The 15,632-nt window shown below is 36.2% G+C and carries 15 protein-coding genes; 14 read left to right on the top strand and 1 reads right to left on the bottom strand.

What is annotated here, in order from left to right; genetic code table 11:
* Positions 1–44: 44 nt before the first annotated feature.
* From AC6UDC_RS03160 to trmB, 3 genes are read left to right on the top strand one after another with little or no spacing between them, the layout of a single operon-like run.
* Positions 45–782: an ABC transporter ATP-binding protein gene (locus AC6UDC_RS03160; protein ID WP_500695725.1), complete on the top strand. Its 738-nt coding sequence runs from the start codon at positions 45–47 to the stop codon at positions 780–782.
* Positions 775–1,989 carry an ABC transporter permease gene (locus AC6UDC_RS03165; RefSeq protein ID WP_500721295.1) on the top strand — a complete coding sequence of 405 codons (1,215 nt, stop codon included), beginning with the start codon at positions 775–777 and terminating at the stop codon, positions 1,987–1,989. The genes AC6UDC_RS03160 and AC6UDC_RS03165 overlap by 8 nt, the downstream gene beginning before the upstream one ends.
* Before the next feature lie 9 nt (positions 1,990–1,998).
* Positions 1,999–2,640 (top strand): tRNA (guanosine(46)-N7)-methyltransferase TrmB, encoded by a 642-nt coding sequence (trmB, locus tag AC6UDC_RS03170; protein WP_500699530.1) that lies wholly within the window; start codon positions 1,999–2,001, stop codon positions 2,638–2,640.
* Here the strand turns inward: trmB and AC6UDC_RS03175 are convergent.
* Entirely contained in the window at positions 2,637–2,969 is a 333-nt protein-coding gene (locus AC6UDC_RS03175; RefSeq protein WP_500693653.1) for a hypothetical protein, read from the bottom strand. The genes trmB and AC6UDC_RS03175 overlap by 4 nt on opposite strands.
* 82 nt (positions 2,970–3,051) lie before the next feature.
* Between AC6UDC_RS03175 and AC6UDC_RS03180 the strand changes: the two genes are divergently transcribed.
* The 11 genes from AC6UDC_RS03180 to dnaI all read left to right on the top strand — a co-directional run bounded on the left by AC6UDC_RS03180 (position 3,052) and on the right by dnaI (position 15,498).
* The gene (locus tag AC6UDC_RS03180) at positions 3,052–3,375 is read left to right on the top strand and encodes a thioredoxin family protein (protein WP_500699529.1); all 324 of its coding nucleotides are present in this window, start codon (positions 3,052–3,054) and stop codon (positions 3,373–3,375) included.
* A 19-nt stretch (positions 3,376–3,394) separates the two neighbouring features.
* A complete protein-coding gene (gene ytpR / locus AC6UDC_RS03185) occupies positions 3,395–4,033 on the top strand; it encodes a YtpR family tRNA-binding protein (protein WP_500721299.1) in 639 nt (212 codons plus the stop codon).
* 44 nt (positions 4,034–4,077) lie between these two features.
* The gene (locus tag AC6UDC_RS03190; protein ID WP_500721302.1) at positions 4,078–6,399 is read left to right on the top strand and encodes a DNA translocase FtsK; all 2,322 of its coding nucleotides are present in this window, start codon (positions 4,078–4,080) and stop codon (positions 6,397–6,399) included.
* 77 nt (positions 6,400–6,476) lie between these two features.
* The gene (gene murC / locus AC6UDC_RS03195) at positions 6,477–7,808 is read left to right on the top strand and encodes a UDP-N-acetylmuramate--L-alanine ligase (protein ID WP_500693956.1); all 1,332 of its coding nucleotides are present in this window, start codon (positions 6,477–6,479) and stop codon (positions 7,806–7,808) included.
* 12 nt (positions 7,809–7,820) lie between these two features.
* Positions 7,821–8,522 carry a Bax inhibitor-1/YccA family protein gene (locus tag AC6UDC_RS03200; RefSeq protein ID WP_500693657.1) on the top strand — a complete coding sequence of 234 codons (702 nt, stop codon included), beginning with the start codon at positions 7,821–7,823 and terminating at the stop codon, positions 8,520–8,522.
* A gap of 93 nt (positions 8,523–8,615) precedes the next feature.
* A complete protein-coding gene (polA, locus tag AC6UDC_RS03205; protein WP_500721306.1) occupies positions 8,616–11,279 on the top strand; it encodes a DNA polymerase I in 2,664 nt (887 codons plus the stop codon).
* Positions 11,280–11,291: 12 nt separating this feature from the next.
* Positions 11,292–12,134: a DNA-formamidopyrimidine glycosylase gene (mutM, locus tag AC6UDC_RS03210; RefSeq protein WP_500695718.1), complete on the top strand. Its 843-nt coding sequence runs from the start codon at positions 11,292–11,294 to the stop codon at positions 12,132–12,134.
* Positions 12,127–12,720, top strand: coding sequence for a dephospho-CoA kinase (gene coaE, locus AC6UDC_RS03215; RefSeq protein ID WP_500721309.1), 594 nt, complete (start codon positions 12,127–12,129; stop codon positions 12,718–12,720). Before mutM ends, coaE begins: the two co-directional genes overlap by 8 nt.
* Before the next feature lie 17 nt (positions 12,721–12,737).
* Positions 12,738–13,229 (top strand): transcriptional regulator NrdR, encoded by a 492-nt coding sequence (nrdR, locus tag AC6UDC_RS03220; RefSeq protein ID WP_500693661.1) that lies wholly within the window; start codon positions 12,738–12,740, stop codon positions 13,227–13,229.
* Positions 13,226–14,569: a DnaD domain protein gene (locus AC6UDC_RS03225; RefSeq protein ID WP_500721313.1), complete on the top strand. Its 1,344-nt coding sequence runs from the start codon at positions 13,226–13,228 to the stop codon at positions 14,567–14,569. The genes nrdR and AC6UDC_RS03225 overlap by 4 nt, the downstream gene beginning before the upstream one ends.
* Before the next feature lie 2 nt (positions 14,570–14,571).
* Complete coding sequence (gene dnaI / locus AC6UDC_RS03230; RefSeq protein WP_500710915.1) at positions 14,572–15,498, top strand: primosomal protein DnaI; 927 nt, start codon at positions 14,572–14,574, stop codon at positions 15,496–15,498.
* Positions 15,499–15,632 lie beyond the last annotated feature (134 nt).

The raw sequence follows: 15,632 nt of genomic DNA on the forward strand, positions 1-15,632 counted from the left end.
TATGGTATACTGATTACAATAATGAAAAGAAATGAAGGGTAAATATGAGTTTGCAAGTAGAAGACTTGACTGGTGGCTACTCTAGTGTGCCAGTCTTAAAAAATGAGACTTTTGATGTTAATGATGGCGAATTAGTTTCTTTAATTGGTTTAAATGGTGCTGGGAAGTCAACTACCATTAATCATATTATTGGACTCATGAAGCCATTTACTGGAACCGTTAAAGTCAATGGTTTGCAGATTGGTCAAAACATTGAAAAATACAAACAACAAATTGCATATATTCCGGAAATGCCAGTATTATACAAAGAATTAACTTTAAAAGAACACATTGATACTACTATCATGGCTTATAATTTGGATAAACAAGTAGCGTGGGAGAAAGCTAATCAGTTACTTAAGACTTTTCGGTTGGATAAACGACTTGATTGGTTTCCTGCCAACTTTTCAAAGGGAATGCGTCAGAAAGTGATGATTGTTTGTGCGTTCATTACTAATGCGTCGCTTTATGTAATTGATGAACCATTTTTAGGTCTTGATCCGCTCGCGGTCGATGATCTTTTGCAGTTGATTGAAGAAAAGAAGAGTAAGGGTGCCAGTATTTTAATGTCGACTCATGTTCTTGATACCGCAGAAAAGTATTGTGATCGTTTTGTGTTAATTAACAAAGGTGAGATTCAAACGGAAGGAACGATGGAACAGATTAGAAAAGAGTATCCCAATGATGGGAAGTCACTTTCAGATATTTATCTGTCTTTAGCAAGGGATGATAAAAATGAATAGGATTTTCCAAAAAAGGTTAAGCAATCATTTAATCGAAATGACTAAATACCTTAAATATGTTTTTAACGATTTTTTTGTGATTGCGATTATGTTCTTTGTGGGTGGCCTTGGCTACGCTTACTCTGGATTTTTAAAGCAATTATCAGGCAATTTATGGTGGGAGCGCCCGATTGCGATTTTGATTTTACTAGTGGTGCTTCAACTTGGTGGATTGGCAACTTTAATCAAGTCCGCTGATAAGGTTTTTATGGCCCCTAAGGAATACCAATTTGCTGGTTACTTTAAGGGAGCATTTCTCTATAGTTTGTTTATGGCATTGCTGATTGATTTAGTAACGTGGTTTGTACTAATGCCATTTTTAAGTGTTTCGATTGGATGGACAATTTCAGAGTTAATCGGGTTGTTAATCGTAATTTTGCTTTTGAAAACCGGTTGGATGTCATATCAAGTAATCAAACTCTATTTTCAGTTAAATCGACATGTAGTATTAGCCGGTGTAACTGAGTGGGTTATCCCCCTTATTATTCTGGTATTAGCATTGTACTTTAATGTTTTTATAGCTGCACTATTAGCATTAGTTGTGGCTGCATTGTTAATGTATGTCGCTATTCTAACCAAAAATAAGATCTTAAACTGGAATTATGCAATTGAACATGAAGATTCTCGTATGAATCGGATTTATCACTTTTATAGTTTATTCACCGAAGTCCCTGAACTTTCAGGTCGGATTCACCGCAGAAAATACTTGGATCCAATTTTTAAGTTGTTAAAAAAAGATCAAGGTCACGTCTATTCGAATTTGTATCTTCGATCATTATTAAGAGACAGTGGACCAGGTTCACTATACTTTCGCTTAATAATTATTGCCGTTATTTTGGTATTGATTATTCCTAATCAAATTATTGTTTCGTTAATGACAATTATTTTTGTTTATTTAGTCGGATTTCAGTTAATCCCATTTTATGAGCATTTTGAAAGTAATGTGTTTACCCATATTTATCCGGTTAGTCAGAAGATCCAGCTGACGGATTTTCGACAGATCGTTCAAATTTTACTTTTGTTTGAATGCTTTATCCTCCTGATTGCAATGTTAATCGCCCGGATGTCGGTTCCTGTAATCTTAATAACGGTGGTAATTTGGATTGTTGAGGGATATGTCTTAACGATTCCCTATTTAAATAAAAAAGTTAAACAAATTAGAAACTGAGGTTAAATGATGAGAGTTAGAAATAAGCCCTGGGCAAATCAATTTATTTTAGATCATCCTGAATTAATTGTTGATGATCCAGAAAAATACATGGGAAAGTGGGAAACACGTTTTTCTAGAGACGCCCCAATTTATGTCGAAATTGGTTGTGGTAAAGGAAAATTTATTACTGAAATGGCAGAAAAAAATCCCAATATTAATTTTATTGGGATTGAAATTCAAAAGTCAGTAATTGCAATGGCACTAAAAAAAGTCGTAAATAGTCGTTTAGATAACGTTCAATTGATTCATACTGATGGCGGTCTTGTGAACACCATTTTTAAAAAGGGTGAGGTTTCAAAAATTTTTCTAAACTTTTCTGATCCCTGGCCAAAGAAACGACATACAAAACGGCGACTTACCTCGCCGCGTTTTCTTAAGAGTTATCAAGACGTGTTACCTGACCAAGCTAAACTGGAGTTTAAAACTGATAATCGTGGATTATTTGAGTATTCGTTGGTTAGTTTGAATAATTTTGGGATGAAGTTTGAATCCGTTAATCTTGACTTGCATGCTAGCGATGCTGCTAAAGATAATGTAGAAACTGAATATGAAGAGAAATTTAAAGAAAAGGGCCCAATCTATAAGATTGTAGCCCAATTTGTTGATTAACTAATCGACTTTGTGTTTAAAAGTTGAACGTTATCGAGGTTATTTGTGGTCAAATCGAATGTAAATCCATATGATTTAATGTCATGGTTATCATCGTCTAAAATGTTGATTCCGCCAAGGAACTGGCCATCTTCGTTTTGGTTAAAGTCGATCCAGTAACCATACAACTCACTATTATCAAACTTTTTGCTTAATGTATCGGACAAGTGACGTCTAACCCGATCTTGGTCGCGTTCTTGCTTGAATTTAATAAGTGAATACAGCGAAACTCCCGCAATTACGGATCCAGTAATAAAAGCTAGTTTGTGTTTTATGATAATAAAAAGCATCCCTTCGATTGAATTTGTTGAATTTATTATATAACATTTTTAATACGAGTGGGTTATAATATTAATGTTTAGGAGGGATACGATGGAACAATTACCAGTAATGAATCTTAACGAATTAAAGCAAAAAATTAAGCATGGAAAGTACATCCTATTTTTCTCTGCCACATGGTGTCCAGATTGTGCGTTTATCAAGCCTGTTATGCCAGAAATTGTAAAAGATTTTCCAAACTATGACTTTATTGCAGTTGATCGGGATGAAAATATCGATTTAGCTAAGGAAATGAACATTTTTGGAATTCCAAGCTTCGTTGCCTTTGATAATGGGATTGAGACTGGTCGTTTGGTTAATAAAGATCGAAAAACCAAGGAACAAGTAGAAGATTTTATTAAATCTCTTCCACAATAAATTCGGAGGTGAGCTAAATTTGATGATCGCAAGTTATAATCCAAGCCAAATGAGTGATGTTTTGGTTGTCATTCTTGGAGAAGGATCGGAACCACAGAAAATATCAAAATCAAATGATATTGTTCAGATTAAAGATAAGAAAGGACACGTAGTTGGCTATAATTTTTTCAATGCCAGTGAGATTTTAGGGAACTTAAAATCAGAGAATGGAAAAGTTGATCTTTCAAGTAACGATGTTGAAGTTTTAAATGATGCATTGAAAGAGGCTGGGTTTAAAACTTTCTTACCTACTAGTACCGAACCAAAGTTTGTGGTTGGCTACGTTGAAAAAATGGAAGATCATCCGAAGTCTGATCATCTTCACATAACTCAAACAAAAGTCCAGAATGGAGAAATGCTGCAACTTGTTAGTGGGTCTCCCAATATGAGACCGGGAATCAAAGTTGTCGTAGCGGAAGTTGGAGCCATGATGCCAAATGGACAAATTATTTGGCCAGGAGAGCTTCGTGGGGTAAAAAGTGATGGAATGATTTGTTCTGGAAGAGAATTAGACATTCCTAATGCACCCGATAAACCAGGAGCTTTAGTTTTACCCGATTCTTATGAAGTTGGGCAACCATTTGATTTTGATAAAGCAAAAAATCTTTTTGACGAATAGTTTCTATTCGTTTTTTTATACATAATTCTTTAAGGGTGATTAAATTGGAACATTATGATGGACCGGCATTTTATCGTAAATACTTTAATGGGAAAGTTCCTTTTAAGAGTAGCGATAAAAAAATCAATGATTTTCATAGAACAACAAAAAAATCAAATCAAGAAATTATCCGTAGTGACGATTCTAATGTTAAACAATCAGCCTATCAGTCTCGTTATCAACCAAAGTATCAGAGCGGATTTCAGTTGCGATTTAAAGATGATAAAAAGCACTATGTTGAGTCCCGAAATTCCTTAGTGGAAAGAACAAAAGAATTTACTCCGCGTTCCCGTAACCAAAATAGTAATTTCTATTCCGTTCATCAGTCAGTCGGAAAACCATATCAAGATGCAGCCGTTGAATTGGAGAAGAATGATGATGATTTTGTTCTTTATCTAAATCCTAAAGATCCAACTGCCGTTCCAGCTGATGATCTAGATTTATGGGAAAATGACGTTCAACCAATTGTTAAAGAAAATGTAAATAAGAATGAAAACATTGTGGATAACTCTAAGCCTGTGGATAACTCTGAAGATGATAAAGAATCTTCAGCCAGTAAACGTGAATTAGGCCACTCGCTCGCAGATATCTTTAAAGAGGAGAGTGGCTTAGCGGCTAATCTAGCTTTGTTTAGTGATGATAGAAAAGATAATGATGATCAAAACGCATCAGGTACGGTATCAAGTAATCCCACTTTAAGTGAATCGGATCCACAAGATAAGTTAAAAGAACCTGATGAAAGAAGCGATAACGAGAAGACGTCTTCTCCAATTGATAGTACTGATAAGCGTCAACAAGATGAGGAAAAAGCACTTCTTCAACCTGCTAACGAACTTACTGATTCAAAAAGTGAAACCACAACGAATCATAGGCATTTGGCCGACACTTCAAGCAATCAGGAGGGTCAGACTAATTATCAATTTCCTCGTCGTGACCTGCTTAATCCACCAATTTCGACTTCTGATGATGGTTTGAGTGAATGGATTGAAAAGCAAGTTAAAGCACTTGATGATACATTAAGGGCGTTTGGGGTTCATGGTCACGTAGTCGATTGGACCGATGGACCGACCGTTACTCAATTTCAAGTTAAGTTGGAACTTGGTGTTAAAGTAAGCAAAATCACTAACCTAACTGATGATTTAAAGATGGCCCTAGCAGCCAAAGATATTAGAATCGAGGCTCCAATTCCTGGTAAGTCGACGGTTGGAATCGAGATTCCTAATCCAAAGCCTAGACCAGTGATGCTTTCAGAGATTCTAGATTCAAATGAATTTGAATCTAGTCATTCACCGTTAGAAGTAGCATTAGGGATGAGTATTGGTGGCGCTTCTAAGACTGCCGATATTCAAAAAATGCCACATGCTTTGATTGCTGGTGCAACGGGATCTGGAAAGAGTGTGTTCATAAACAGTTTGCTTGTTTCATTGTTGTATCGCAATTCACCCCGTGATTTAAGGATGATTTTAATTGATCCTAAGGCGGTTGAATTAGCGCCATATAATGGGATTCCACATTTATTAACTCCGGTTGTTTCAGATCCGAAAGAGGCTTCTGCTGCTTTAAAATGGGTCACTGAGGAAATGGACAACCGTTATGAGCGGCTAGCTGTTGCTGGGGTCAGAAATTTAACTCAGTATAATCAAGAAGCACATAAAAATGGTCGTGATGCGGATAAGTTGCCACAAATCCTAGTTGTCATTGATGAACTTGCTGATTTGATGATGGTTGCATCAACTGAAGTCCAAGATTATATTGTTAGGATTACACAAAAGGCTCGGGCAGCTGGGATTCACTTGATTGTTGCCACTCAAAGACCGAGCGTTGATATTGTAACTGGGACCATTAAGAATAATATTCCAACACGAATTGCCTTTATGGTTTCAAGCCAGATTGATTCAAGAACAATCATTGATCAAAGCGGAGCTGAACGACTACTTGGTAAGGGAGATATGCTTTATCTGGGTAGTGGTGCCAGTCAACCAGTGCGACTTCAGAGTGCTTTTGTTACTAACCAAGAAGTTGAGCGAGTTTGTGATCAAGTTCGAAGTCAGGAAACACCAAAGTACGAGTTTCAGCCCAAATCATTGCTTAAAAGTGCAGAACAAGCTCAACAACATGATGACTTGTGGAAATCAGTTTTGAGTTATATTGCAGACGAAGATGGAATTTCAACTTCAAAATTGCAACGAGTGTTTTCCATTGGATACAATCGTGCTGCAAGTATTATTGATGATTTGGAGCAAAATAATTTTATTTCAGGTGAGCATGGATCTAAACCGCGAGATGTTTATTTGACGAAAAATGAACTTGCTAAATTGAATATTTAAATTTTTAGATTTTCATTACTTTAATTGGTATTATTAAACCAGACAATAAAAAGGGGAATTCCAACTAAATGACTAACATAAATAAAGACACTACTTATTTTTTTGTAGGAATTAAGGGTACTGGGATGAGTGCGATGGCACTTATTCTCCATGATCGCGGTTGTAAGGTCATGGGTTCTGACATTGAAAAATACACCTTTACTCAGCAAGGATTAGAAAATGCTGGAATTAAGATTGAACCATTCAATCCTGATAATATTAAAAAGGGAATGACGATTATTAAAGGGAATTCTTTCCCTGATACGCATCCGGAGATTGAAAGAGCCGAAGAGTTAGGACTAAAAATTTATAGTTATCCTGATTTCTTGGAAGAATTAATTGAGGGATACACGAGCATCGGAGTATGTGGTGCTCACGGAAAAACCAGTACCACTGGACTACTTTCTCACGTATTAGGCGGGATCGCACCAACTGATTATCTGATTGGTGATGGATCTGGGAAAGGAACCACTGATGCGCGTTTCTTTGTCTATGAGGCCGACGAGTATCGCCGCCATTTTCTGGCAACTTATCCGGATTATGCCATTATGACTAACATTGATTTTGATCATCCGGATTACTATACCGGAATTGAGGACGTTTTTGACGCTTTTCAAACCTTTGCAAACCAGGTTAAAAAGGCTATTTTTGCTTGGGGCGATGATCAGAATTTACGGAAGTTAAAAGCTTCAGTTCCAATTTATTACTATGGAACTAGTGATGATGACGATTTTCAGGCGGTGGATATTAAGCGAACAACTGCTGGATCGACTTTTCACGTTAAATATGACGGAAAGGACCTAGGGGAATTCAGTATTCCTTTGTATGGAGAACACAATGTCTTAAATTCTTTGGCGGTAATTGCCGTTGCATATTTTGAAGACGTTAATTTGGACGAAATCAGACGTGAACTTCAAACTTTCAAGGGGGTTAAGCGTCGTTTTTCTCAAGTTAAAGTTGGCGATATGACAATTATTGATGATTACGCACATCATCCCTCTGAGATTAAGGCCACTTTAGATGCCGCTAGACAAGAATATCCCAATAAGGAGATCATTGCTGTTTTTCAACCCCATACTTTTAGTCGAACGATTGCCTATCTTGATGACTTTGCTAAAACGTTAAGCAAAGCAGATAAGGTATACGTTACTAAAATTTATAGTTCTCCAAGAGAAAAGTCGGGACACGTTAAGAGCGAGGATTTGGTTAATAAAATTACCAAAGATGGTGGCTTAATTGAGGAAGAAAACATGTCTCCACTGTTGCAATATCACGATGCCGTGGTAATATTTATGGGTGCTGGAGATATTCAAAAGTACGAAAGAGCCTACGAGGAATTGTTAAGTCATTTAAGTAAGAAGGTTAATTAAAGGAGAATAAAAATGAATAATTTTGATGGAGAAAGTGGTCGTCGGGTAGTTGGCGATAATGCTGGACTCAACGCGTTTTTTACCAAAGTATATGGGATTATGGGAATTGCGGTTTTAATTTCTGCTATTTCTGCGTATTTAAGTAGTGTTTTTATGCCAAACATCAGTAGTGGAGCCTCAGGATTAGTAATTTTAATCGTTTGGTTCATAATTTCCTTTGTGATTTCGGGATTTGCACAAAGTAATCCGACGTTAAGCTTTATCGGATTATTGGTTTTCTCGGTTTTAACAGGGCTTTCACTTAGTTACATTTTCATTGCCTTTAATCTTGGTACCATTGGAGCAGCGCTAGTATCCAGTGCTAGTATTTTCTTGGTAATGAGTGCGATTGGTTTCACTACTCACAGAGATTTAACCAAGTTAAGCACGCAATTGTTTGCAGCATTAATTGCTTTAATTATTGCGATGGTAATTAACTTATTCTTGAGAAATCCATGGATTGAGTTATTTATTTCAGCCGTTGGGATCATTATTTTTACTGCGTTGAGTGCTACTGATACACAAAACTTAAAGAAAATGTACATGCAGTACTCTGGTAACATTAATGTAAACGGACTTGCAATTTCTGGTGCACTTCAATTGTATCTTGATTTTCTAAACCTATTTACATTTCTTCTTGAGGTCTTTGGTATTTTTGGAAATAATCGAGATTAATAAAAAAACATGGTCGATTGACCATGTTTTTTTTCGCAATTGAACCGATTATAAGTGTTAAAATAATAGTAATTAATTCTAAAGGAGAATTTTATGGCAGACAAGAAATTATTATTAATTGACGGAAATTCTTTAACGTATAAAGCATTCTTTGCGTTATTTACTTCCTTGGAACGTTTTACCAATGAAGACGGATTGCACACCAGTGCGATCTATGGTTTTAATCGAATGCTAGATGACATTTTAAAGGATGTTCAGCCAACGTCAGCTCTTGCCGCTTTTGATGCAGGTAAAACAACCTTTAGAACCAAAATGTACGAAGATTATAAAGCCGGACGGGCAAAAATGCCCAACGAATTACGTGAACAATTCCCGTTTGTAATGGATCTGCTCCATGATCGGGGAATTAAAACCTATGAATTGCAAGACTATGAAGCTGACGATATTATTGGGACGCTTTCAAGGAAAGCGGCTAATGACGGCTATCAAGTTACTATCATAACGGGAGACCGTGATCTTACCCAACTTTGTTCGGATAAAGTTACCGTTGCGATTTCAAAGAAAGGTGTGAGTGAAATTGAGAAATACACGCCAGACTTTGTAAAAGAGACGATGGGAATTACTCCTAGACAGATTATTGACGTAAAAGGTCTTCAGGGAGACAACTCGGATAACTATCCGGGTGTTGAAAAAGTTGGTCCAAAGACCGCGATCAAGTTAATTCAAAAATTTGATAGTATTGATAATCTTTATAATCATATCGATGAAGTTTCTGGTAAAAAATTGAAAGAGCATTTGATTAAGGATAAAGACCAGGCATTTTTGTCTAAAAAATTAGCCACCATTGACTGCAATGCTCCCCTCACAATTTCATTATCAGATTTAAAGTATGATGGTCCCGATAATGATAAGTTAGTTGATTTTTATAAGAAAATGAACATGAAATCCTTTTTAAAGGAAATGGAAGGATCAGAGAGTCAGTCGGCTGAGAAACTTCCAGATGTTAAATATACGATTTTAAATAAAGACAATTTAGCCGAGTTAGATCACTTGTCAGAAGATGTTGTCTTTAACATTGAAATGTTGGATGAAAATTACCATACTGCTCCATTTGTTGGTTTTGTTATTGGGGATAAGGATCATTGGTTTGTAAGTAAGGATATTGATCTTTTAGATGATCCGAAAATAAAAGGCATTTTAGAAAATCACGATATTAAAAAAAATGTTTTCGATGCTAAAGCGCAAATTGTGGCTGCCAATCGCGAACATATTCAGTTAAATAATGTTGATTTTGACATGTTATTAGCTTCATATTTACTGAATACCCTTGATAATAGTAATGATTTGGCTAAAGTGGCTAATCGGCACGGATATTATGGGGTTAAACCGGATAGTGAGGTTTATGGAACTGGAAAGAAAAAACAGCTGCCAGAAAATGATGAGACTTTTTTTGCTCACATTGTCAGGAAAGCATTGGCAATTAATGATTTAAAAGATAAAATGATTGATGATTTAAAGAAACACAATCAATTAGATTTGTACCGTAACATAGAAGTTCCATTGTCTTATGTGCTAAGTGCAATGGAGATTGAAGGAATTACGGTGGACGTAGATACCCTCGAAGCATTGAAGAGTAAATTTACTGAGCATTTATCAGAAATTGAGCAGTCGATTTATCACGAGGCTGGAGAAGAATTCAACATCGGGTCACCAAAGCAGTTAGGTGAAATCCTGTTTGATAAGTTGAAATTACCAGTTGTGAAAAAAACCAAAACAGGGTACTCTACGTCGGTTGATGTGTTAGAAAAAATTGCGGGTCTGAATCCGATTGTCGATAATGTCCTGGCGTACAGACAACTGTCAAAACTGATTTCAACTTATATTGATGGAATCAAAAAAGACATTTATTCTCGTGATCATAAAGTTCATACCCGTTATCTGCAGACCTTAACTCAAACTGGAAGATTGTCCTCGGTTGACCCAAACCTTCAAAATATTCCAGTTCGAACTGAAGAAGGTCGCAAAATTCGTGAAGCGTTTGTTCCTCGTCATAAGGGATGGCAACTATTTTCATCGGATTATTCTCAAGTTGAATTACGTGTCTTAGCTGCCATTTCTGGAGATAAGAACATGCAGGAAGCTTTTAAAAATGGGGAAGATATTCATGCAGCGACCGCACGACGGATATTTGAACTTCCAAGCAACGAGGATGTTACTCCCGAGTTGAGAAGACAAGCAAAAGCTGTCAATTTTGGGATTGTCTATGGAATTAGTGCTTATGGACTTGCTAAAAATACTGGCATATCACGAAAACGGGCTCAAGCATTTATTGATAAATATTTTAAGGAATATCCAGGGGTCAAAAAATACACCCAAGATAGCGTTAAGTTCGCCGAAGATCATGGGTATGCTGAAACCATCATGAAACGTCGACGCTACCTGCCGGATATTAATTCTAAGCAATTTCAGAAACGTTCGTTTGCCGAAAGAACGGCAATGAACTCACCCATTCAGGGAAGTGCTGCCGATATTGTTAAAGTTGCAATGATCAGAATGCAAAAAGAACTTAAGAAACACGGTTTAAAGGCCACAATGTTACTGCAAATTCATGATGAACTAATCTTTGAAGCACCAAAAGAAGAGATTCCAATTTTAGAAAAATTAGTTCCAAGTGTTATGGATTCTGCGGTTGATCTGGATGTACCGCTAAAAGTTGAAAGTCATTACGGACCAAATTGGTATGATATAAAAAAATAATGGGGTGTAGGAATGCCTGAGTTACCTGAAGTTGAAACGATAAGAAGAGGGTTAACCAATCTTGTACAGGGTAAAAAGATTGTTTCCGTGGATGCTTTGTATCCAAAAATGTTGAATTTACCAGTAAAAGAATTTGAAGATTTGTTAGCTGGTAAGGATATTTTACAAATTGATCGGAGGGGTAAATACCTCTTAATCCGGCTAAGTGACGATTATACTTTAGTTTCTCACTTACGAATGGAAGGTAAATATGATGTGGTACCTGAGGGTACTGAGAATCAAAAACATACTTACGTTGTTTTTCATTTAAGCGATGGTCGAAAGCTTCGTTACAATGACACAAGAAAATTTGGAAAGATGAATTTAGTTAAGGATTCTCAGGTTTATGATTTGTCAGGATTGAATAAAATTGGACCGGAGCCAACTGAGAAGGATTTAACGTTTGATTATTTAAAGAAGCAACTGCATAAGTCTCACCGAAAAATTAAAGCATTTTTATTAGATCAATCTAACATTGCTGGGATTGGGAATATTTATGCTGATGAAAGTTTGTGGTTATCTAAGATTCATCCGGAACAGGCTACTAACTATTTAAGTGATCAGGAAATTGAAACTTTAAGGGAAAACATCATTAAAGAAATTCAGTTAGCTATCAAGGGTCATGGAACAACGGTGTTTACTTATAAAAATGCCTTTGGTGAAGAGGGCAGCTTTCAAAATCATCTTCATGTTTATGGTAAAAAGGGACAACCGTGTGAGCGTTGTGGAACTACTATTGAAAAAATCAAGGTTGCACAAAGAGGTACTAGTTTCTGTCCTCATTGTCAAAAAGTTCATGGTGATCTAAGTGAGTAAAGTTATTGGATTAACCGGTGGAATTGCAACCGGCAAATCGGCTGCAAGTGATTATTTAGTTACTTTAGGGGTTTCTACATTAGACCTAGATTCCATCACACATGAATTGGAACAAGATAATCAAGAGTTAATTCATCAAATTAGTGAGCAGTTTGGCAGTTTAGTGATTAAAAGTAACGGTCAAATTGATCGAGGTGTTTTGGGTAAGATTGTTTTTTCAAATCGTGATGGTATGAAAAAGTTAGTCCAAATTGTTAACCCATACCTTTTTCGTGAAGTTAATACTCGGCTAAACAAGTTACACGATCAACGTTTAGTGATTTTAAATGCTCCCACCCTTTTTGAAAATGGATTTCAGATTTTAACTGATGCCAATCTGATGGTTACGTGTGATCCAGTTGTTCAACTGCAACGGTTAGTTAGAAGAAATGATATTTCAATAAGTCGAGCTAGTAAAATGATTGGTGCTCAATGGGCACAACCAATAAAAGCACGACTGTCTGATTGGTGTATTGATAACTCTGGCACTTTCGATCAATTGGAGTCGTCGGTTAAAGACTGGTATGATTTAGTAAGTGTTATGTAATTAGTGAAGGTGAAAAAATGCAATGTCCACGATGTCATCATATCGGTTCAAAGGTTTTAGAAAGTCGTCGGGTCAAAGATGGTGAAAGTATTCGTCGAAGACGGGAATGTGAAGAGTGTGGATTTCGGTTTACGACGTTTGAAGTGATTGAATCAAGCCCCTTGTTAGTTGTAAAAAAGAACGGTGATCGAGAAGAATTTAATCGTTCTAAGATTTTGCGTGGAATTGTCAGATCATCTGAAAAGCGTCCAGTTTCGATGGAACAGATGAACCATATTGTTGATAAGGTTGAAAAAATAGCTTATGACGCTGATGATGGCAGCCATGAAGTGGCTAGCCAAACTATTGGTGAGGGTGTTATGAAAGGACTAAAAGAAGTTGACGAAATTGCTTACATTCGGTTTGCAAGTGTTTACCGCCAATTTAAGGATATGTCAGTCTTTTATAATAAACTCAAAGAATTAATGGATGATGAAGACGAAAATAATGAGGATAAGAATAAAGAATGATCAACGGAATTAATCCTAAAACTGATTTTAAAGTTTATCGATCACAGCCCATTAGTGATGTTGAACGTCATTATGTCGATTTGTTGTACATGCCCGTCATTGGTAAAAATGCATATGCCTTATACAATTGTTTATGGTTAATTGATGATGAGAAGCACGTTAATTTTGAATTAATGTCTGATCTTAGCATTGATGCCAAAGAACTAGATGATTCACTTATGAAACTTGAAGGATCCGGTTTGCTTAAGACGTATGTTGATCATTCTTTTGAAATCGACTTGTATGAGTATCAACTTTTACTGCCACTTAATCCTGACCAATTCTTTAGTGATAGTCTTTTGAGTCTGTTATTACTTGAAATGGTTGGTGAAGATCGCTATTTACAACTTTCAGATGAACTCTTACCAGAACATTTTGATTTTAGTGGGTTAGATGATCAAACTCGTAATTTCCTGCAAGTATTTTCAGTTAATAATGAGAAAGTAAATGACCAACCAAGTGTAATCAAGGCAGTTCGACACAAGACTAATGTAAAAAAAGATTCCTTTGATGATAAGCTTTCAAACGATCAGTTTGACTTTAAGCTATTGATGAATATTTTGGATAAGTCCTTTGTTGAAAATGAAAGTGTTAAAAAGTATGAGACACTCTTTAGTAACACCAACCGATTATATGGAATTGGTGAACTTGAGATGGCACAATACATTGAGAAGGCCAGTAACTTGGTTAACAATCGGTTTGACCCTAAAAAGTTTAAGATATTAATTTCTAGACGAAATCAAATAAAGGCTCCAGCAGAAAATCAATCCAATCAAAACCATGTCCATGAGGCAGACAAGTTACAAAGTAAGCTAACGACCAAGGAACAGCAATTGGCCCAAATTGCTGATTCTTCCGCTCCAGTAGAATTTCTTGATTCTTTAAAGAGTGAAAAAGGTGGTTTTACTACTTCCGCTGAAGAAAGGATTCTATCTGAACTTATTAATCGCAACACTTTAAGTAATGGAGTTATCAATATCCTTGTTTATCACATCTTGATTGACGAGGGTAAACCTACCATTAATAAAAATTTAATTGACACCATTGCAAATGATTGGGCGCAAAGAAAAATTAATAGTGCATCAAAAGCGATTGACGATATTAAGCACCATCAGGAACAGGTTACTGAAAGTAAAAACAATCGACAAAGAAGATACCGAAGGCGTACAAATGTCAAAGAAACATTGCCTGACTGGGCTAAGGAAAATAAAAGTCGGGATAATGAAAAAATTTCGACTACTCAGCGAAAACGAATTGCTGAGAAATTAAATTCATTAAATAAAAAGTCTGGGGATGAGTAATCATGAAGAATGTTAGTGATGAGATGAGCCAATTGATGAAAAAGAAAAATTTGAATCATAATTACCAACAGTTAATGAATTCGGTTTATTCTGATCCAGACGTTAAAAAATTTTTAAGTGATAATGAGAGTGAATTAAGTGATGATGTTGTGAAACGGTCGGCATCAAAACTGTATGAGTTTGTCAATGAAAAGAAAAAGTTGGAAGAGGGAAACGCTAACTTTGCTAAGGGATACCAACCAACCTTGGTTTTAAGTGACCATTTGATTGACGTTTCGTACGAACCTACGCAAGCGTTGTTAAACAAGCAGAAGCGAGAACAATTTGCGTCACGCATTAAGTCCATTTCAATGCCCAAAGAAATTAAATCGGCAAATTTAAGTGATTATGAACAGACAGCTGAACGAGCTCAAGCTTTGGAAGGAGCACTTGATTTTATTGGTTCATATGAAAATAATCCTCAGCATTTTCAGAAGGGGTTGTACCTATACGGTCCCTTTGGCGTAGGTAAAACTTATTTACTTGGAGCAATTGCCAATCGTTTGGCCTCTGACGGTTATAGTTCGGTTTTGATTCATTTTCCAAGTTTTGCCGTTGAAATTAAAAATGCAATTGGAAACAATCAAGTTGGCGGTAAGCTGGATGAAATTAAAACTGCTCCAGTTTTGATGATTGACGATATTGGAGCAGACTCAATGTCATCTTGGATCAGAGACGACATTCTTGGGGTTATTTTAGAGTATCGAATGCAAAATGAGCTTCCCACCTTTTTTAGTTCTAACTTTTCTATGGATCAATTGGAACAAGAGCATTTAAAGGTTAATGCTCAGGGAGATGTGGAACCACTTAAAGCTAAGCGATTGATGGAACGAATTAAATTTTTAGCAAAGCCCATTGAACTTGATGGTAGGAATCGCAGGAATAAATAATGATTATTCTTGACATGTAACAGGTCGTTGTTTAGACTGTTAATTGTTAAGGACATGAGTGATTACGAATTTCACAGAGAGGATAGGTTTTCTGGAAACTATCTGTTTGGAGTAACTTACTTACCACCTTTATT

Source organism: Fructilactobacillus sp. X7R7C1, from assembly GCF_059901065.1.

Coding starts and splice junctions, on each gene's coding strand:
- dnaI (WP_500710915.1), top strand. CDS start 14,572: ATGAAGAATGTTAGTGATGAGATGAGCCAATTGATGAAAAAGAAAAAT.
- AC6UDC_RS03175 (WP_500693653.1), bottom strand. CDS start 2,969: ATGCTTTTTATTATCATAAAACACAAACTAGCTTTTATTACTGGATCC.
- AC6UDC_RS03160 (WP_500695725.1), top strand. CDS start 45: ATGAGTTTGCAAGTAGAAGACTTGACTGGTGGCTACTCTAGTGTGCCA.
- AC6UDC_RS03225 (WP_500721313.1), top strand. CDS start 13,226: ATGATCAACGGAATTAATCCTAAAACTGATTTTAAAGTTTATCGATCA.
- nrdR (WP_500693661.1), top strand. CDS start 12,738: ATGCAATGTCCACGATGTCATCATATCGGTTCAAAGGTTTTAGAAAGT.
- AC6UDC_RS03180 (WP_500699529.1), top strand. CDS start 3,052: ATGGAACAATTACCAGTAATGAATCTTAACGAATTAAAGCAAAAAATT.
- polA (WP_500721306.1), top strand. CDS start 8,616: ATGGCAGACAAGAAATTATTATTAATTGACGGAAATTCTTTAACGTAT.
- AC6UDC_RS03200 (WP_500693657.1), top strand. CDS start 7,821: ATGAATAATTTTGATGGAGAAAGTGGTCGTCGGGTAGTTGGCGATAAT.
- AC6UDC_RS03165 (WP_500721295.1), top strand. CDS start 775: ATGAATAGGATTTTCCAAAAAAGGTTAAGCAATCATTTAATCGAAATG.
- trmB (WP_500699530.1), top strand. CDS start 1,999: ATGAGAGTTAGAAATAAGCCCTGGGCAAATCAATTTATTTTAGATCAT.
- mutM (WP_500695718.1), top strand. CDS start 11,292: ATGCCTGAGTTACCTGAAGTTGAAACGATAAGAAGAGGGTTAACCAAT.